17 protein-coding genes are annotated in these 18,654 nt (G+C 41.5%); 9 read left to right on the top strand and 8 right to left on the bottom strand.

Annotated features, from left to right (window positions below):
* Nucleotides 1-7: 7 nt before the first annotated feature.
* The 4 genes from odhB (at nt 8) to sucD (ending at nt 4,896) form a co-directional block, all read left to right on the top strand.
* Nucleotides 8-1,228, top strand: coding sequence for a 2-oxoglutarate dehydrogenase complex dihydrolipoyllysine-residue succinyltransferase (gene odhB, locus QWZ13_RS10835; RefSeq protein WP_290281781.1), 1,221 nt, complete (start codon nt 8-10; stop codon nt 1,226-1,228).
* Between the two features lie 71 nt (nt 1,229-1,299).
* Nucleotides 1,300-2,739 carry a dihydrolipoyl dehydrogenase gene (gene lpdA, locus QWZ13_RS10840; protein WP_290281782.1) on the top strand — a complete coding sequence of 480 codons (1,440 nt, stop codon included), beginning with the start codon at nt 1,300-1,302 and terminating at the stop codon, nt 2,737-2,739.
* 118 nt (nt 2,740-2,857) lie between these two features.
* Nucleotides 2,858-4,027: an ADP-forming succinate--CoA ligase subunit beta gene (gene sucC / locus QWZ13_RS10845; protein WP_290281783.1), complete on the top strand. Its 1,170-nt coding sequence runs from the start codon at nt 2,858-2,860 to the stop codon at nt 4,025-4,027.
* Nucleotides 4,024-4,896: a succinate--CoA ligase subunit alpha gene (sucD, locus tag QWZ13_RS10850; RefSeq protein WP_290281784.1), complete on the top strand. Its 873-nt coding sequence runs from the start codon at nt 4,024-4,026 to the stop codon at nt 4,894-4,896. Before sucC ends, sucD begins: the two co-directional genes overlap by 4 nt.
* 333 nt (nt 4,897-5,229) lie before the next feature.
* Here sucD and QWZ13_RS10855 read toward each other — a convergent pair whose 3' ends face one another.
* Entirely contained in the window at nt 5,230-5,454 is a 225-nt protein-coding gene (locus QWZ13_RS10855; protein WP_290281785.1) for a hypothetical protein, read from the bottom strand.
* Between QWZ13_RS10855 and QWZ13_RS10860 the strand changes: the two genes are divergently transcribed.
* Nucleotides 5,432-6,616 (top strand): sulfatase-like hydrolase/transferase, encoded by a 1,185-nt coding sequence (locus tag QWZ13_RS10860; protein ID WP_290281786.1) that lies wholly within the window; start codon nt 5,432-5,434, stop codon nt 6,614-6,616. The two genes, QWZ13_RS10855 and QWZ13_RS10860, sit on opposite strands and share 23 nt — an antisense overlap.
* Before the next feature lie 50 nt (nt 6,617-6,666).
* On the opposite strand, the gene QWZ13_RS10865 is transcribed toward QWZ13_RS10860, so the two are convergent.
* The 7 genes from QWZ13_RS10865 to QWZ13_RS10895 all read right to left on the bottom strand — a co-directional run bounded on the left by QWZ13_RS10865 (nt 6,667) and on the right by QWZ13_RS10895 (nt 15,203).
* Entirely contained in the window at nt 6,667-8,280 is a 1,614-nt protein-coding gene (locus QWZ13_RS10865; RefSeq protein ID WP_290281787.1) for a TRAP transporter large permease, read from the bottom strand.
* Nucleotide 8,281: 1 nt separating this feature from the next.
* Nucleotides 8,282-8,965, bottom strand: a complete 684-nt coding sequence (locus tag QWZ13_RS10870; protein ID WP_290281788.1) for a TRAP transporter small permease — start codon at nt 8,963-8,965, stop codon at nt 8,282-8,284.
* 113 nt (nt 8,966-9,078) lie between these two features.
* Nucleotides 9,079-10,074, bottom strand: a complete 996-nt coding sequence (locus QWZ13_RS10875; RefSeq protein WP_290281789.1) for a TRAP transporter substrate-binding protein — start codon at nt 10,072-10,074, stop codon at nt 9,079-9,081.
* 200 nt (nt 10,075-10,274) lie between these two features.
* Nucleotides 10,275-11,654 (bottom strand): sigma-54-dependent transcriptional regulator, encoded by a 1,380-nt coding sequence (locus tag QWZ13_RS10880; RefSeq protein WP_290281790.1) that lies wholly within the window; start codon nt 11,652-11,654, stop codon nt 10,275-10,277.
* A gap of 20 nt (nt 11,655-11,674) precedes the next feature.
* Nucleotides 11,675-13,408, bottom strand: a complete 1,734-nt coding sequence (locus QWZ13_RS10885) for a sensor histidine kinase (protein WP_290281791.1) — start codon at nt 13,406-13,408, stop codon at nt 11,675-11,677.
* Between the two features lie 101 nt (nt 13,409-13,509).
* Entirely contained in the window at nt 13,510-13,794 is a 285-nt protein-coding gene (locus QWZ13_RS10890) for a hypothetical protein (protein ID WP_290281792.1), read from the bottom strand.
* A gap of 86 nt (nt 13,795-13,880) precedes the next feature.
* Nucleotides 13,881-15,203 carry an MFS transporter gene (locus QWZ13_RS10895; protein ID WP_290281793.1) on the bottom strand — a complete coding sequence of 441 codons (1,323 nt, stop codon included), beginning with the start codon at nt 15,201-15,203 and terminating at the stop codon, nt 13,881-13,883.
* Between the two features lie 178 nt (nt 15,204-15,381).
* On the opposite strand from QWZ13_RS10895, the gene htpG reads away from it, so the two are divergent.
* Genes htpG through QWZ13_RS10915 form a run of 4 tightly spaced genes read left to right on the top strand, consistent with a single transcriptional unit; the run spans nt 15,382 to nt 18,653 of the window.
* Complete coding sequence (htpG, locus tag QWZ13_RS10900; protein ID WP_290281794.1) at nt 15,382-17,289, top strand: molecular chaperone HtpG; 1,908 nt, start codon at nt 15,382-15,384, stop codon at nt 17,287-17,289.
* 23 nt (nt 17,290-17,312) lie between these two features.
* Nucleotides 17,313-17,933 (top strand): YfaZ family outer membrane protein, encoded by a 621-nt coding sequence (locus QWZ13_RS10905; protein ID WP_290281795.1) that lies wholly within the window; start codon nt 17,313-17,315, stop codon nt 17,931-17,933.
* Nucleotides 17,933-18,406 (top strand): hypothetical protein, encoded by a 474-nt coding sequence (locus QWZ13_RS10910; protein WP_290281796.1) that lies wholly within the window; start codon nt 17,933-17,935, stop codon nt 18,404-18,406. Before QWZ13_RS10905 ends, QWZ13_RS10910 begins: the two co-directional genes overlap by 1 nt.
* A gap of 16 nt (nt 18,407-18,422) precedes the next feature.
* A complete protein-coding gene (locus QWZ13_RS10915) occupies nt 18,423-18,653 on the top strand; it encodes a hypothetical protein (protein ID WP_290281797.1) in 231 nt (76 codons plus the stop codon).
* Nucleotide 18,654 lies beyond the last annotated feature (1 nt).

Raw genomic sequence — 18,654 nt, forward strand, 5'->3', positions numbered from 1 at the left:
TTCTTAAATGGCTATTGAAATTAAAGCACCACAATTCCCAGAGTCTGTTGCAGATGGTTCAATTGCAACATGGCACAAACAGCCTGGCGAGCCAGTTTCTCGTGATGAGCTTTTGGTAGATATTGAAACCGATAAAGTAGTTTTAGAAGTCGTTGCTCCAGCTGATGGAACACTGACTTCATTGGTTAAAAATGAGGGTGACACAGTATTGAGCCTTGAAGTTATTGCTCAGTTCGAAGCAGGTGCCGTAGATCAGGCCGCTCCGGCTGAAGCAGCACCTCAAGCACCAGCGGCTGAAAGCGCTGAGCAAAGCCCTTCTGAAGATGCGCCAATGAGCCCAGCAGCAAGAAGGTTAGCGGAAGAAGCGAATTTAACCGCCGCTGCGATTCAAGGCACAGGAAAGGGTGGCCGTATTACCAAAGAAGATGTGGTAAAAGCAGCCTCTACAGCAGCACCAGCACAAAGTGCCCCAGGCATGATTCCTGCGGAATCTAGTGCCGCAGCTGCACCTGTTGCGGCGGGTGCGCGAACAGAAAAACGTGTACCTATGACTCGCTTGCGTAAGCGTATCGCAGAGCGTTTATTAGAAGCAACAAACGAAACAGCAATGTTAACGACGTTTAACGAAGTTAACATGAAACCGATTATGGATCTGCGTAAGCGCTATAAAGATCAGTTTGAAAAAACTCATAACGGTACTCGTTTAGGCTTTATGTCGTTCTTTGTAAAAGCAGCAACTGAAGCGTTGAAGCGTCAACCAGAAGTGAACGCCTCTATTGATGGTGACGACATTGTGTACCACGGGTACCAGGATATTGGTGTCGCCGTATCCAGCAACCGTGGTTTGGTTGTACCTGTGTTACGCGATACCGGTCGTATGAGCTTAGCTGGTATTGAAAGCACCATTCGTGATTTCGGTGAACGCGCCCAAGCAGGTCAGTTAGGTATCGATGAAATGCAAGGTGGTACCTTTACGATTTCAAATGGTGGTGTGTTTGGTTCATTAATGTCGACGCCAATTTTAAACTTGCCGCAAGCCGCAATTTTAGGCATGCATAAAATTCAAGAGCGTCCAATGGCTGTGAATGGCAAAGTTGAAATTTTACCAATGATGTACTTAGCCCTTTCTTATGATCATCGTTTAATTGATGGTAAAGAAGCCGTTACATTTTTGGTAGCCATTAAAGACATGTTAGAAGATCCAGCTCGCATTTTACTAGAGCTGTAAAACTTTAAATTAAATAAACTTGGGTGATAAACTCACCTAAGTTAATTCACAAAAAAAGGGTAACAATTGCCATGGCAAATCAATTTGAAGTGGTTGTGATTGGATCAGGACCGGCAGGTTATGTAGCCGCGATCAAAGCAGCTCAATTAGGCAAGAAAACCGCTATTATTGAAAAGTGGGTTAAGAAAGATGGTGAGACGACTTGGGGCGGTACTTGCCTTAATGTCGGTTGCATACCATCTAAAGCATTATTACAGTCTTCTGAGATGTATGCTGAAGCAAACCACGGTTTAGATGTTCATGGTATTGATGTTAAGTCTGTGAAAATGGACGTAGCAAAAATGCTAGAGCGTAAAGATGGCATTGTTAATCAGCTTACGACAGGCATTGCTGGCCTTCTAAAAGGTAACGGAGTTACCACTATTGAAGGCAAAGGCGAATTAAAAGCCAATAAAGTTGTAGAAGTAAATAAAAAAGACGGTTCTGTTGAATCTATTGAAGCTGAGAACGTTATTTTAGCCATGGGTTCAGTGCCGGTTGATATCCCACCAACACCTTTAGATGGTGCCACTATTGTAGATTCTACGGGTGCGCTTGAATTCCCAGAAGTGCCAAAACGTTTAGGTGTAATTGGTGCGGGTGTTATTGGTCTCGAGCTTGGCTCAGTATGGTCACGTTTAGGTTCTGAGGTGGTCGTTCTTGAAGCTATGGATACTTTTTTAGCAACGGCCGATCGTGCAATTGCTAAAGATGCGCTTAAAACTTTTGTTAAACAAGGGCTAGATATTCGTCTGGGCGCTCGTGTAACAGGCTCTAAGAAGAAAGGTAAAAAAGTTGAAGTTACCTTCCAAGATTCGGAAGGCGAAAAAACGGAAACTTTCGACAAACTAGTCGTTGCTGTAGGTCGTCGACCATACACTGAAGGTTGTTTATCAACTGATTGTGGTGTGAAGCTTGATGAGCGAGGCTTTATTTTTGTTGATGACCAATGTCGTACAACAGTTCCTGGCGTTTATGCGATAGGTGATGTTGTTCGTGGTCCTATGCTGGCGCATAAAGGCTCTGAAGAGGGCATCATGGTTGCTGAAATTATCGCTGGCCATAACGCTCAAATGAACTACGATGCAATTCCAAGTGTTATTTATACTCACCCGGAAATCGCCTGGGTAGGTAAAACCGAAGATGAGCTAAAAGCCGAAGGTGTTGATTATAAAGCGGGTGCTTTTCCATTTGCCGCAATTGGCCGGGCGCAAGCAGCCAATGCTACAGAAGGGCAGGTTAAAATTTTAGCCGATGCTAAAACTGATCGTGTGCTAGGTATGCACATTTTTGGTTTGAATGCTTCTGAAATGGTTGCTCAAGGTGTAATTGCATTAGAGTTTGCCTCAAGTGCAGAAGATTTACAGTTAACTTGTTTTGCGCACCCAACATTATCTGAGGCAGTACATGAAGCCGCGCTTGCGGTAGATAATATGGCGATTCATAAAGTTAATCGTAAAAAGCGTAAGTAAATTTAATTAAGAACGGAGAATTGTCTCCGTTCTTTGTTTCAATGACCGAGCTAAATTCGAAGAAACTTATAGCTATAACAAATTCCTCAATTGCTCCAATTAAAAAACGGAAAAGATAATGAACCTTCATGAATATCAAGGTAAACAGCTTTTCAGAGAATACGGTCTTCCGGTTTCTGATGGCTTCGCTTGTGACACTCCAGAAGAAGTGGAAGCAGCGGTAGGTAAAATCCCAGGCGATATGTGGGTTGTTAAGGCTCAGGTTCATGCTGGCGGTCGCGGTAAGGCTGGCGGTGTAAAACTGGTCAAATCGGCTCAAGAAGCTAAAGAGTTTGCAGCGCATTGGTTAGGTAAGAACTTAGTTACTTTCCAAACTGATGAAAATGGTCAGCCAGTAAGCAAAATTTTAGTTGAGTCTTGCACAGACATCGCTAACGAATTGTATTTGGGTGCCGTGGTAGATCGTGCGACTCGTCGCATTGTATTCATGGCTTCTACAGAAGGCGGTGTTGAAATTGAAACCGTTGCTGAAGAAACGCCAGAGAAAATTCTTAAAGCTGAAATCGATCCAATGGTAGGCGCTCAGCCATACCAAGCACGTGATATCGCATTCCAGCTTGGCTTAAAAGGCCAGCAAATTAAACAGTTTACCCATATCTTCTTAGGATTGGCTAAGTTGTTTGAAGAGAAAGATTTAGCGTTATTAGAAATTAACCCGTTGGTTATTACTGATGAAGGCAACTTGCATTGCCTAGACGCTAAAATGGTAGTAGATAGTAATGCTCTTTACCGTCAGAAAGAAATCGCAGCAATGCGTGATCCTTCGCAAGAAGATCAGCGTGAAGCTGATGCGGCGGAATGGGAATTAAACTATGTAGCTCTAGATGGTAACATCGGCTGCATGGTTAACGGTGCTGGCCTAGCAATGGGTACAATGGACATCGTAAACCTTCATGGTGGCAAGCCAGCAAACTTCCTAGATGTAGGTGGCGGCGCAACTAAAGAACGTGTTGCAGAAGCATTCAAAATTATATTATCTGACGAAAATGTTGCGGCTGTATTTGTTAACATTTTTGGCGGTATCGTACGTTGCGATATGATTGCTGAAGGTATTATCGGTGCCGTTGAAGAAGTCGGCGTTAAGGTTCCTGTCGTTGTGCGCTTAGAAGGTAACAACGCAGAATTAGGTTCTAAGAAATTAGCAGAAAGCGGCTTAAATATTGTTGCAGCTGGTTCTTTAAAAGAAGGCGCTGAAAAAGTCGTCGCCGCAGCCGGAGGTGCAGCATGAGCGTATTAATCAATAAAGACACTAAAGTAATTTGCCAAGGTTTTACTGGTTCACAAGGTACATTCCACAGTGAACAAGCGATTGAATACGGAACGCAAATGGTGGGCGGTGTTTCTCCTGGTAAAGGCGGTACTACTCATCTAGGTCTACCTGTATTTAATACTGCGCGTGAAGCCGTAGAAGCTACAGGTGCACATGCGTCTGTTATCTACGTACCTGCGCCATTCTGTAAAGATGCAATCATTGAAGCGGCCGAAAGTGGCGTTGAATTGATTGTATGTATTACCGAGGGTATTCCTACAATCGACATGTTAGAAGCCAAAGAATATGTTGATCGTAAAGGCGTTAAAATGATTGGTCCTAACTGCCCAGGTGTTATCACTCCAGGCGAATGTAAAATCGGTATTATGCCAGGTCACATTCACTTGCCAGGTAAAGTTGGTATTGTTTCTCGCTCAGGTACTTTAACGTATGAAGCGGTTAAACAAACCACGGATCATGGTTTTGGCCAGTCTACTTGCGTAGGTATTGGGGGTGATCCAATTCCTGGCGCTAACTTTATCGACATTTTAAAAATGTTCGAAGAAGATCCAAAGACAGAAGCGATTGTTATGATCGGTGAGATCGGCGGAACGGCAGAAGAAGAAGCGGCTGCTTACATTAAAGAAAATGTAACTAAGCCAGTTGTTTCTTACATTGCAGGTGTTACAGCCCCTCCAGGTAAGCGTATGGGCCATGCTGGTGCGATTATTTCTGGCGGTAAAGGTACAGCCGATGAGAAGTTCGCTGCATTAGAAGACGCAGGTGTTAAAACTGTGCGCTCTTTAGCTGATATTGGCGACGCATTAAAAGAAAAAGCTGGCTGGTAAGCTAGTTCTTTTGTGATAAAGGCGGCTTTTAGCCGCCTTTTTTTTAAATTAAATAAAGTTACCTGTAATTGCTATGAATTTTATTCTAATAACTAAAAAGTGCACTCCGTATATTGTGGCAGTGTTAAAAATTATCTGTTGGTTGATTGTCTATTCAGCTTTAGCTAGCGGATTAGGCGGTTTAAATTCGGATAAAGGTCAATTTTATTTCGAAGTTCCGTTAATATTGCTTATTTGCTTACCTATATATTTTGGTTTGGAGGGGCGAGTAAAATTTCCAAGCTTCTTTGCGCTTTTGCCTATATTAATTTTGTATTTATTTTTGGATTTTTTTTACTTCAATATGGGGCGGCTTTTTAAGTTAAACGATATTGCAGAATTTAACGAGTTGATTGGTGTTTTGAGCTGGATTGGAATAGTTGCCTTAATGTTAGTTTTTATTGGGGCATTCAGTTTGTTTGCATTTTTAGTAATGAAAGTATCATCGAAAATAATAATGCTTTCTAGTTTTCCTTTAGTGGTTTTCATTGGGCTTTTGTATATTAAGCCATCATTCATTGTAAGTTTTATTGATCAATTTTCCTTTAAGGTTCACCATGTTGTACTGGAGAAAAATGTAAAAGACAATGGTCGAATTGTTACGTTGTTTTATCTGGAGGCATTACGGAACCAAGCTTTAGAAGATGTTGAAGTGAAAGAAGGTTGGCTAGATGGTGAAATTGCAAACATCAGCGATACATTAAAAAATAGCCCAAAACGTAATATTCATTTAATTGTAATGGAATCCCTTCTCGATCCTTATTTATTTTCAGGTATCGAATTGCCTGATAACTATCTTTCTCCTTGGATGAAAAACCTAACAAATTATCGCAATTATTCATTGTCTCCTGCATATGGCGGCTCTACTGCTCAAGCCGAGTTTGAATTGTTATGTGGTGCGCCTGCATTATCTCAATATGGGACAATTGAATTCAATCAATTCTCAGGATATGAAACATCTTGTTTGCCCAATTGGCTTAAATCCTCAGGATATACTGCAATATCCCAGAATGCATATAAACCGAGCTATTTTAATAAGTTGAATGCTTATAAAAGTACTGGCTTTGAAAACTCATTCTTTCCAAAAGAATATTTAGTAACCGGTGATTCGCATTTAAGCACACAATTAACAGGCTCTGCTGGGGAGTATATGTTTGACTCTGACTTTTTTGAACAAGCCATTGATCATTTCCTAGAGAGTCATAAAAGTACTTTTGGTCTGAACTATATGCTTGGAGTATATGGGCACTATAACTTCTATTTTGATGAAACTAGATTTCAGCCAGTCGTTGATTTAAAGAGTACGGAGTTTGAAGGTATTGAAAATATTGTTAATCAATATTATTACAGGGCGATTTCTATTGAAGAAAACGTAAAAAGTTTGATTGATAGAGACCCAAATTCATTGATTTTAGTTGTTAGTGACCACCTTCCTTTGTCGCCAACAACTAAGGAGTATTACACAGAGCGTGGTTATCCAGATCCATATTTAAATGTGTTTTATTTCTTTGATCGAGGAAAACCAATAAAGTATGAGGGTATCTATAATCATTATGATCTACCTTGGTTGTTGATCAATAGGCTTTCAAGTAATCGATGTGAATTATGTTCATTAGGTAGAGAAATAAAGTCAAATCGGTATACGCAAGTTTTGGCTAATGCAATGATTGGTGAGAACTAGTTGTTTAAATAAGGTGAGTTCTAGTAAATCAGAACTCACCTTATTAAAAGTTACTTAACTATCAACTCTGGTCCCATAATTAAATAGGGTAACCAAGTAGATATAATGGGTACGTAAGTGACGAGAATTAAGAAAATCATTAATACGCCCACAAATGGCAGGGCGGCTCTAACAACTTGAGATAAACTCATGCCAGTTATTCCGGAGGTGACGAAAAGGTTTAATCCTATGGGTGGTGTAATCATGCCTATCTCCATGTTTACTACCATCATAATTCCAAGGTGGATAGGGTCTATTCCTAGCTCCATAGCAATTGGGAACACGACAGGAGCAACAATGACTAAAAGCCCTGATGGTTCCATAAATTGACCGCCAATAAGCAGTAAAATGTTTACGGCAATCAAGAATGTAAACCAGTTAAATCCGATTCCGAGCATCCATTCGGTTATAAGTTGTGGTATGCGTTCAGCTGATAACGTATGAGCAAACAATAGGGCGTTAGCTATAATAAACATTAACATGACCGTCGTTTTGGTGCCTTCAAGAATGACATCCCTTGACTGCCCACCGAATATGCCTGGTAAAAAGTTGCGCGCTAATAACCCTAAGTTGCGTAGCCAAATGGTAGTAGCACCACCTAAGGCCGGTAATAGCCTAGCACCGCTGAATTTACGCCACTGAAAATAAGCTGCGCCTAAAACTAGGCTTATGATTGTTAACGTAATGGTGTGTTTACTTTGAAAGCCTAACTCAGAATTCCCAACTGCGAAGAATGTAAGGATTGCTGAAACGATAAAGAAAGACACCGCGTACGTTGTCGCTTGAAAACCAAGTTTTGCAATTTCAGAATCAGAATCTTCTACCCAAGGAACGCCAGATAAAGGTCCCATATCACGATACACAAAAAGTGCAACGATCATTGCGTAGATTGCTGCAACGATGGCCGCTTCAGTTGGGGTGAATACTCCTCCGTAAATACCCCCCATTATTATCACGACTAAAAACAAGCCCCAACCGGCTTTTTTTCCAGCGTGTAACCAATGGAGTAATCCTTTCCATTCTTCAGCGGGCAAGTTTTTGCGCCGTGCAACAATGTAGATGGCAATCATTAACATTAAACCCGCTATGATGCCGGGAATTACACCGGCCAAAAACATTCGCCCAACAGAAACATCTGTTGCTGCAGCGTAAACGACCATGACGATAGAAGGTGGGATTAATATGCCCAGTGTTCCTGCGTTAGCAATGATCCCTGACGCAAATTCTTTGCTGTAGCCGACTTGGCGCATTCCTACAATAGCGATAGAGCCAATAGCGACAACGGTTGCAGGAGAAGAGCCAGATAAAGCCGCAAACATCATACAGGCAAGCACAGAAGCCATTGCCAAGCCACCACGGAAATGCCCGACGGACGCAATAGCAAAATCTATTAGCCTTTTTGCAACGCCCCCCGTCGACATGAATGCTGAAGCAAGCACAAAGAAAGGAATGGCAAGTAAGGTATAGTGGTTTCCAACCCCGAATAATGAGATAGCTACAGACGATAAAGAGTCGTGAGAAATAAACGTTACAAACAAAATGGAGGAAAGACCTAACGAAATACCGACCGGCACGCCGGCAAATAGTAAACCCAACACCATTGTGAATAAAATTAAAGCTTCCACATTAGTCTCCCGCCAAAATATTTTTATTTTCTTCAACTAATTCTTCAGCTTCATGTGCGCTGATGAGTGCTGCTCGCTTGCCCGTTAAAATGTCTACAAATGCTTGTGTTCCTCTTAGGACTAGTAAGGCTAAGCCTAGTGGTAAGGCAAGTAACACAACCCAACGATGAACGCGGTGTTGAAGTCCGAATAGCTCTTGAGCCCAAGCGGGGTAGCGCAGTTCTTCAGCGCCAATACCAATTTTGTACATTTTCGCCCAGTATTCAATGGCACCGCCACGTACATCAACTCCCAGCATGGCAACCCAAGTGCTGTCGAGTAAAATTAAGCCGTAGGCTATTACGCATACGGCACCAAATAAACTGAGTGTTTTTTCCGCTGGTTTAGGAAGTGCTTTGAGTACAATGTCTACTCCCAAATGTAGGTTTGTTTTAATGCCATAGCTCATTCCAAACAAAATTAACCATGAAAACATCAGCGTATTAAATTCTAGTGCGGCTGACCAACCGGTATTAAAACCGTATCGTGCTATAACCTGACCAAATGATACGGCCATTATTGAAACAATAATTAACACCAAGAAGTTTTCTTCTAGTCGATGCATGATTTTGTAAAATCTAAGCTCAAGTAGCCATAAAGCGGCTACGAGGCAAAGTAACGTTATGTGAGGCCAATAACTCGACATGGCTGCTCCTCGTTAGCGGTTGGATTGCAAAAAGTAATGACGGTTTAAATTTTTAGTTGTAACCGGTGGGAATAGGCTGCAATAAGTATCGCAGCCTATAGTCATAGAATTACTTAAGAGCCTGCAGCGGCGTTAATTAAGTCTTTACCGATGGCTTTTTCAAATTGTTTCCAAACAGGTTTCATTGCATTCACCCATTTTTCGCGTTGGGCTGCATTTAATACGTTGATGACACCACCGCCGTTTAAAATATTCTGACGGTTATTGGCTTCTTTTTCTTTCACTTCTAGGTTAGCTTGAAGCGTGACATCATTAGCAATGGCGATAAATTGCTCGCGAACATCATCATCTAGGCTATCTAAAAACTCACGAGAGGTCATGAACAAATATGCCAATAATTGATGGTTGGTTTCCGTGACACTGTCCTGAACTTCGAAGAATTTTTTAGTATAAATATTCGACCAAGTATTTTCCTGACCATCTACAACGCCAGTTTGAAGCGCGCCATAAACCTCTGAGAACGCCATAGGTTGTGGCGACGCGCCCATTGCTTTAATCATTGCCTTAGCAACATCGGATGTTTGTACTCGGAATTTTAGCCCTTTCGCATCCGTTGGTTCTATTAATGGTTTGTTGGCTGAGAAGTACTTCATGCCCGACATCCAATAACCTAAACCTACAAAGCCTACATCTTCCATTTCATTGAGTAAGCCCATGCCTTCTTTCGATTGTGTAAAGCGAATGGCAGCATCAATGTCTTTAAAGATAAACGGCAAGTCAAACACACCGAATTTTTCAGTATAAGAACCAAATTTGGAGAGCGAAGGCGCTAAAAGTTGAACATCACCTAATAAAAGTGCTTCTAATTCTTTACTGTCACCAAACAAGGTGCTGCTTGGGTATACTTCTACACACATTTTACCATTGAGTTCTTTGTTTACACGCTCTGCGAAGTTGTTTGACGCAACTACCTTAGGGTGCGTTGTGCCACCCGTTACGTGGCTCAGCTTTACAACAGTTTCACCTGGGTCGCAGTTCGCAGCAGCTAAAGAAGCGGTAGCACCAAAGGTAACGGTAGCCAAAACTTGTGCTAGTTTTTTAATAGTCATTGAATTGCCCTTATTGATTTATTGTTTTTGTTTAACAAAACCGTGCAACTGGTTCGAAGCGCGGAATTGGAAAGTAAAATAGCAATAGGTGTGCCAAACAGCTAATACATACGAAGAAGTAGGGCTACTCATGATTAAAGATCCATTTCATGTGTAGGAGATGACACATGAACAGCAGATCGATGATAGCTAGTGGGTAGCTAGCTACCCATCATGTCTTGTGGATCAATCAATTGATCTGTCTGAATGGCCAGTCTTTTAATCTTGTCGTAGAGACCTTTGCGAGATAACCCTAAGGATAAATAGGTTTCTTTTAGAGAGCCGCCATTTTTTATCAATTCGTGTTCAATGACTGTTTTCTCATATTGCTGAAGGCGTGTGGCTAAGTCACCCGATTGGGACTCTTCTCTAGTTTCAATAAAACCGTTCCACATGCCCAAAACGAACCGATCTGCGTAGTTTCTTAACTCGCGAACGTTACCCGGCCAAGGGTATCTACATAATTGATCTACTAAGTTAGGTGATATTTCTGGTATATCTCTGCGGTATTTGCTTCTTGCAATCCTTGATAAGTGAAAAAATAGCAAGGGAATATCCTCTGTCCGCTCGCGTAGAGGCGGAATATTGAAACGTATTACGTTTAAACGGTAATACAAATCCATTCGAAACTCTTGGTTGTTGGAAAGGGTTTCTAGGTCTTCTTTGGTGGAGGCTATAAAGGTTACATCTAGATTGACGGATTTATTAGAACCTAACGGTTCAATCGTCCTTTGTTCAATCGCTCGTAAAATTTTTGCTTGTAAATCCAAAGGCATTGAATCGATTTCATCTAAAAATACTGTACCGCCCGCGGCATACTCAAGTTTACCAATCCGCTTTTTTGTCGCTCCCGTAAACGCTCCTTGTTCATGACCGAATAATTCACTTTCAATGATATCCGCGGGTATGGCTGCGCAATTAATGGCTACAAAGGGTTTTTCTTTTCTTTGAGAGAAATCGTGAATGGCTCGAGCCACAACTTCTTTTCCTGACCCTGTTTCTCCAATAATTAGGCTGTCTACATTGGTCGTAGACAGGGCTAAAATTTGTTCGCGCAGTAAAGCCATCTTTGGTGATCTGCCGACTAGGCGCTGACTGATAGGATTATGATCATCAATAGTTTCTCGTAAGCTTCGATTTTCTAATACTAAACGTCTTTTCTCAATTGCGCGCTTAACAACTTCGACTAAGCTTAAAATAGGGAAGGGTTTTTCGAGAAAATCATAAGCTCCTTTTTGAATCGCTTCAACCGCTAACGGTACATCGCCATGACCGGTCATTAGAATTACAGGAATGGCGGAATCTATTTCAATGGCTTTCGATAGAAAATCCATTCCGGTCAAATCTGGCATCATAATATCGCTGATCACCACACTGAATGAATCACTTGATAGGTGTGAAAGAATTTCTCGCGCAGCAAGATCTGTTCGAACGTTAAACCCTTCTAGCTCCAACCCCTGTTGAAGCGCATGGATCAAATCATTGTCATCATCCGTAAGCCAGATAGTCGCTTGAACCGATAATTCTGTTGTTCTTGTCATTGTTATTCAGTGCTCTTCACTTAATTGTGATTATTGTTTGGAAGGGAAATAGTAAAGCAAGCCCCACCTAATTGTGATTGACGGGTAACTATTTTGCCACCATGAGATTTAATGATGTCTTTAACGATGGATAACCCTAATCCTAGGCCGGCTCCAGATTTCTTTGATGTAAAAAATGGTTCGAATATAGAGTCTCGGTTAGCTGAGTCTATGCCGTCTCCTGAATCTTCTACTGATATGTCTATATACGCTTCAGTTATTTGAAAACTCACTAAAACCTGAGGTGAACTTAAATGATGCTGCGCATCGGTTACCGCATCTATAGCGTTACTGAGTAAATTAAGCATCACTTGGCTCAGTTGAATCGCATTGCCATAAACCTTCGCGGTTTTCGGTACTTGGTGCTTTAAAATAATTTTTTTTGATTTAACTCGAGGTTGTACCAACATAAATGCTTCTTCTACACAGGCGTACATATTTACAATGCTTTGTTTTTCAGAAGGTTTACGTGCAAAAGACATTAATGTTTTTGAAAGATCACCAAGACGTGCGGTTTGTTGTATTATTCGTTCAAAATTATCCATCGCTTGTTCATACTTATTGAGCCTTAAAAACTTTAGTCCATTTTCAGCATAAGTACGCATTGTTGCCAAGGGTTGATTGTATTCATGGCTTAAATTAGTGCTCATTTGGCCTATAGCCGCCAGCTTAGCGGAATGAATGAGCTCTTGTTGCGTGGTTTTTAATTGTTGTTCGGTTAAGATTCGTTCAGATACTTCCTTTCTTAAGCGCTCGTTAGTATTTCTTAACTCAGCCGTTCTCACATCAATTTCGTGTTCGAGTTCTTGTGCATGTTGGATTTCTTTTTGTTGAATTAATAATAATTTCTCTCGTCGCTTTGTGATCAGTGTGAAGATGCCAATAATAATAAAACAGATAAGCAGCGAGCTGAGAAGGGTGAACCGAATGATTGATTGTTTATCAATATAGGATTGTGCTGAAACCGTCCAGCCTAGCGTGTGGAGATCGATATGGCTGATAACGTGATGGTTTGTTTCTTTGAGTTGTTCAGTTTTAAGGAGCTTTTTGCCTATGAGTTGTTGGTCGCTGGCCATCACGATTTGGTTGTTGCTGTCGGTTGCTATCAAATTGGCCGTAGCTATTGCCCATGATTGTGCCACTGGCTCTAAGTTAACCATAAAGACCAGAATGCTTTCTGGGTAATTATTGAGTCGATACAGAGAAGAGAATCCATACAGCGATTGGTTATCTTCAATGGTTAAATGTTGGCGACCCAATTTAGCCTCAAGTGGCGAGCTGGCAAGCTGCTTTAGGACGTTTTCACTATACATTGACCTACTGAGTGATTGTGCCGAAGCCAGAATGTGTCCTTGTTCATTTAGAATCAAAGTATCAAAAGCGCCAGAAATATAGTTCAGTTGCCTTAACCAAGATTCAGTTTGAGTCAGATTACTGCTTGAAGGTATCCATTTAGTTTTATCGCCATGCTGCCCCATAAGAACGGGTAAAAGGCGAAACTTTTCTAGATGACTTTCCAAAATTTGAACTTGAAGCTCAAGTTGATGATTGACGTCTTGTTCTGTGGCAATGGTAAGGCGTGCTAAAGCGCGAGCATAGCCAAATTGCAAAATTATAAGAATAGATAACATACACAAAGCCACCGCCATGAGCCACGATTTACTATGCCGAGACCAATATTGAGGCTTTGTTTTAGGGGTAGTTGAGAGTTTCAAGGTGTATTACTTCTTTTTTAATTGAAGCATATCACCAATGAAGAAGAAAATAACGCATCACGCCATTGATGCGTATTTATTGGCTGGTTAACGAAATAACCTTAATCGTCTTTAGGATCTTTAGGAGAAACAACTTCCCCTTCAATAACATCTCCACTTTTAAACTGTGATTGGTAGCGATGAAAATGAGAGGGTGTTTTGAACAGTGGTTTGCCGGTAATCGCTATTTTTATTTTATTGGCAATAGCAACAATAATGGCAAGCACCGCTAGGCCTATGACAACAATGAGACCAATCCATAATAAAGCTGCGACAACAACGAGTGAAATCACTAAAAAAATAGCTCGTTGCCAAGGTGGACGTTGTTTAATTTGAATATGTAGCAAAATAAGACCTATAAATACTTGATGTACTCAAATGATGCGTTCAAGGCTTGGGTATTTCAAGTGAATCTCCCAAGCCGAAAGTCACTTTATCCGTGTCTCTTGTGCAAAGCTTGATTTAATGGGACTAATGCCAGCATTATGCCACCAATCACAAAATAGACGAGAATAAATAACAGGCCACTGTGACGTCCAATGGCGTCGCTGATTGGTCCAAAGGTCATACCGATAATAATGGCAAAGCGACCAAAGGTTCCCCACAGTCCAAACAATAAAGCAGAGTCTTTAGGCATGGCCAGTAACCCTACAACTGCGCGACTGGCAGATTGAGTAGCGCCCATTGCGCTGCCTGCAATAAAAGCCACTACAACGAAGAGGTTGTTGATTTCCATGCCAGTTAAGGTCACAAGTGGGTCTAGGAAGTAAATGCCCAAAATTCCAGCTATCCACCATCCTAGGCTTAGAAAAATGGTTTGCTTTGAGCCAATTCTGTCTTCGATAAAGCCAAACCCTACTGCACCAAGCATGGAACTTACTTGCAAGGTTGCACCAATGAGTAATAGTGCGGTGCCGTTAATACCAATTTCTTCTTGAGCATAAATGCCAAAAAACTTTACAACAACCGCTATTCCGGCGCTGTACATCATAAAAGCCAGGAAGAATTTAAACAGGACAGGGTAGTCTTTAATGATGTTTTTCATGTCTAAAATTCTAGCAACGGCGGCCCGAAACAAAACACTAAAATTAGCTTGTTCAAAGCCTGGCTTCGGAGTTGCTCTTTCTTTTACAAACAAAAAGGTAGGAAGTGCGCCAAGAAAGTAAAACAGGGCGATAAAGACCATCGCCATTTGATTTTGACTTACAAAGAGATCGTAATCGGTGATTTTATCGGCCGTGATAAAACTCGCCATTAGCAGTAAGCTTAAAAGGCCGCCGACATATCCAATACCCCAGCCAATTCCGCTGACTTTTCCCATGTTCTTATCGGTCGCTAATTCCGGCAAAAAGCTAGCAATAAATGATTCAGAAAGCATCCAAGCGGTGTTGCTCAATACTAATAAAGTTAAACCAAACCAAAGGCTGCCTGGACCCACAAAAAATAGCGCTGCCGTAGAAAAGATTGATATGAAGGTACAAACCGCCAAATATTTTTTCTTTTTTCCGCTGTAATCGCACAATACTCCGACCAACGGAGCAAGAAATATAGCTAACGTAGTTGAAATGGCGACAGCGAGCGACCAAAAGGTGTTTTTCATGTGAGCGAGTTCAGGCGGCACAATATAGGAGACAAAGAAGGCGCTGTAGATAAAAGTGACAACAACAGTGGTGTAACTACTGTTGGCAAAATCGTACATGGCCCAGCCAAATATTTCGCGTTTTTTAACAGGTTGAGTAGCAGCTTGGTTGTTCATTCAATGCTTCCTAGCAAATAATTATTTTTTTAGAGGGTTGAGTGTGCCCGAATGGAGAAAAAAACAAAAGAAAATGGGCATCAATTCCATTTAAAAAACAAATCAACCCTTGAAATATTCTCTGAGAGCCCCAAATCTGGAGCCTAGTATAACGTTCAGTATTAATTAGGATGGAAAAATGTCTGAAACAAATCAAGAATCGCTCAGCTTTCAAACAGAAGTAAAGCAATTGCTGCATCTCATGATTCACTCTCTTTACTCGAATAAGGAGATTTTTCTTAGAGAGCTGGTGTCCAACGCTTCGGATGCCTGCGATAAATTGCGCTTTCAAGCATTAAAAGATGACTCTTTATTAGCGGATGGAGCCGACTTTCGGGTTCGCATCAGCTCGGATAAAGAGGCCAATACCTTAACCATTGAAGATAATGGTATTGGCATGACTCGCGAAGATGTCATCAATAACCTAGGTACTATTGCTAAATCGGGTACGGCAGATTTCTTAAAAAATCTATCGGGTGATGAAAAGAAAGATTCTCAGTTAATTGGCCAATTTGGAGTAGGTTTTTATTCTTCTTTCATTGTTGCCGATAAAGTCGATGTGTATTCCCGTAAAGCAGGCGTTTCTGCAGAAGAAGGTGTACATTGGAGCAGTGAAGGAGAAGGCGAGTTTACTCTAGCCGATGTCGAACTTCCTAGCCGTGGCACCAAGTTAGTCCTTCATTTAAAAGCCGATCAAACTGAATTTGCGGATTCGTGGCGCCTACGCAGCTTGGTTAAAAAATATTCGGACCACATTTCTGTACCGGTCCAAATGTTGGAAGATAAGCCAGCCGATCAAGAAGATGATAAAACAGTAGAAGCGCCTCAGTGGGAAAATGTTAACAGTGCTCAAGCCTTGTGGACTCGTGCACGAAGTGAAATAAAAGATGAAGAATATCAAGAGTTATATCATCATATTTCCAGCGATTACGGCGATGCAGTGACATGGAGCCATAACAAAGTAGAAGGTAAGCTAGATTACACAAGCTTGTTATATGTGCCTGAAAAAGCACCCTTTGATATGTGGAATCGTGAACGAGTACGTGGTCTGAAGCTATATGTGAATCGCGTCTTTATTATGGACGATGTCGAGCAATTCTTACCGCTGTACTTGCGCTTTATTAAAGGTGTGGTTGATTCAAATGACCTACCGTTGAACGTTTCTCGAGAAATTTTGCAAAGCGACAGTACTATTGAGTCCATTAAAACGGCCTTAGTTAAACGCGTTCTAGATATGCTGGATAAGCTGGCTAAAAAACAGCCAGAGAAATACCAGGCGTTTTGGGATGAGTTTGGCCAAGTATTAAAAGAAGGTCCGTCGGAAGACATGGCTAATAAAGAAAAAATAGCCAAGTTATTGCGTTTTGCAACCACTCATACTGGAGAGAGTAAACAAGATCAATCTCTATCGGCTTATATTGAGCGCATGAAAGAAGGTCAAGAGAAAATCTACTATGTTTGCGCCGATAATCACCAAACTGCGAAAAACAGTCCGCATTTAGAGGTTTTCCGCAAGAAGGGCATTGAAGTGTTGTTATTGTCTGATCGAATTGATGAGTGGTTAATGGGCTACTTACAAGATTTTGATGGCAAGCAAATCGTCGATGTGGCTCGAGGCGGGTTGGATCTTGGTGATATTGAAACAGAAGAAGAGAAGAAAGCTCAGGAAAAGGCCAATGATGAGCACAAAGAACTCTTAGAGCGTATTAAAGCTGAGTTTAAAGACGAAGTTGAAGATGTTCGCATGACGCATCGCTTAGTCGAAAGCCCAGCGTGTATTGTAGTTGGCGATAACGACATGGGTGCTCAAATGCGCCGTATTATGGAGGCAGCAGGGCAGCAGGTGCCAGATTCAAAGCCTATTCTGGAATTAAACCCTGAACACCCATTAGTAGTACGATTAGAATCTGAACAAAACGAAGAGCGTTTTTCAGATTTAGCCAGTATTTTACTTGAGCAAGCCCGTTTAGCCGAAGGTACACAATTGAGTGACGCGGCTGGTTTTGTTTCAAGATTAAATAAACTATTGCTTGAGATGTCTGCATAGATTGTCTTTTCGCAAGCCTACTCATGCCGCTATTGTTTCGTTACAATAGCGGCATGTTTTTTGGAGAAGTAACCATGTTTTATAAAATTGCTACAGGCACCGCGGCTCTACTAATGGCCGGCTCGGCATTCGCTGGCGGCGCAATTGACTTCGGGCTATCAAATACTTCGGTACGTATTGAGCACGATGCAGCCATGGTAGGAACCGGTGCGCACTTTACTGTAGGCGGTGTTTACAATGAAACAAACCAAAGTTCGGCTATTTTGGCGGGGTTTAACGCCGTAGATGCAACAATGGCCAACAAAGAAATGATTGGCGGAATTGGGTTTAAAGCGATGGGGTTAAGCAACACCGTTGCAGACTTTGCCGTAGGTTTAGGGGTGGGCGGCTTTGTTCGCTGGCAACCCGATTTTATGAATGGTTTAGGCTTTGAAGGACAGGCTTACTTTTCACCCAGTATTTTAAGTTTTGGTGATTTAACGTCGGCTAATGAGCTTGTGGCACGTGTGACTTACAAAGTTCTGCCTCAAGCAAGAGTGTTTTTAGGTTATCACGATTTACGCGGCGAGTACGACATATCTGGAGAAGCCGAAACTGGACTGGTAGATTCAACGGTCCATCTTGGCTTTAGAATGACTTACTGATGCTCAGTGCAACGGCTTCTACAAACTTGCTTCAAAAGCACCTTAAGGTGCTGCTGAGGCAATGGCATGAAACAGCTGAGGCTGATGTAAAAAGCACCTTAGAGTTAGCCTTCGTTTTAATGCTAAATAGGGCTCTTGCACAGTTATTGGAAGAGGAAAAGTCGTACGAGAATCCAAGTGTAGAAATAGAGTTTTCTGATTTTACATCCTTTGTAAAAAACATCTCATCCAAGGGTAATTTATCGCCATTACAAGCTGAATTATGCAGCGCCATGCAAGACTCTAATCATTGGATAAACAGTTGGTATAAAGCTTGGAAACTCTTGGCTTATAACGCACAAAATGCACGTGCGAATATTCCAGCCATGATAGTTAAAGAGTCGCATGGTCAATTGTTGCTAGATTTAGATGGCTGGTTTGAACAATTTAATGGGTTGGTAGAAAGCTTACGAATCCAAAACGAATATTGCTAAGTATTAAGTAGTGGTTATGGAAAAAGTTTGGGAAATAGCACAGTTAGCCGATGGTTCTTACGTATTACGTAGTTCAGATGAAGAATCTGCGCCGCTAGTGAAAATTCAATTTTCGGCTGACGCTAAAGAAAACTTAGGTGAGCTAATTCACGATGTTGCCAAGGCAATGATCGGAGCCGGTGTAGAGGTGGCAACTGGTTCTTTTGAAGCCGAAGAAGTAGAAGAAGAGCGACACATTATCCATTAAC

It is taken from the genome of Reinekea marina (assembly GCF_030409715.1).
Lineage (GTDB): Bacteria > Pseudomonadota > Gammaproteobacteria > Pseudomonadales > Natronospirillaceae > Reinekea > Reinekea marina.

What these genes read in the sequence shown, in the direction of transcription:
- odhB (WP_290281781.1), top strand. Translation starts at nt 8, where the DNA reads ATGGCTATTGAAATTAAAGCACCACAATTCCCAGAGTCTGTTGCAGAT.
- lpdA (WP_290281782.1), top strand. Translation starts at nt 1,300, where the DNA reads ATGGCAAATCAATTTGAAGTGGTTGTGATTGGATCAGGACCGGCAGGT.
- sucC (WP_290281783.1), top strand. Translation starts at nt 2,858, where the DNA reads ATGAACCTTCATGAATATCAAGGTAAACAGCTTTTCAGAGAATACGGT.
- sucD (WP_290281784.1), top strand. Translation starts at nt 4,024, where the DNA reads ATGAGCGTATTAATCAATAAAGACACTAAAGTAATTTGCCAAGGTTTT.
- QWZ13_RS10855 (WP_290281785.1), bottom strand. Translation starts at nt 5,454, where the DNA reads ATGAATGATGGCTTAATATACAAAAGCCCAATGAAAACCACTAAAGGA.
- QWZ13_RS10870 (WP_290281788.1), bottom strand. Translation starts at nt 8,965, where the DNA reads ATGTCGAGTTATTGGCCTCACATAACGTTACTTTGCCTCGTAGCCGCT.
- QWZ13_RS10875 (WP_290281789.1), bottom strand. Translation starts at nt 10,074, where the DNA reads ATGACTATTAAAAAACTAGCACAAGTTTTGGCTACCGTTACCTTTGGT.
- QWZ13_RS10880 (WP_290281790.1), bottom strand. Translation starts at nt 11,654, where the DNA reads ATGACAAGAACAACAGAATTATCGGTTCAAGCGACTATCTGGCTTACG.
- QWZ13_RS10895 (WP_290281793.1), bottom strand. Translation starts at nt 15,203, where the DNA reads ATGAACAACCAAGCTGCTACTCAACCTGTTAAAAAACGCGAAATATTT.
- htpG (WP_290281794.1), top strand. Translation starts at nt 15,382, where the DNA reads ATGTCTGAAACAAATCAAGAATCGCTCAGCTTTCAAACAGAAGTAAAG.
- QWZ13_RS10905 (WP_290281795.1), top strand. Translation starts at nt 17,313, where the DNA reads ATGCCGCTATTGTTTCGTTACAATAGCGGCATGTTTTTTGGAGAAGTA.
- QWZ13_RS10910 (WP_290281796.1), top strand. Translation starts at nt 17,933, where the DNA reads ATGCTCAGTGCAACGGCTTCTACAAACTTGCTTCAAAAGCACCTTAAG.
- QWZ13_RS10915 (WP_290281797.1), top strand. Translation starts at nt 18,423, where the DNA reads ATGGAAAAAGTTTGGGAAATAGCACAGTTAGCCGATGGTTCTTACGTA.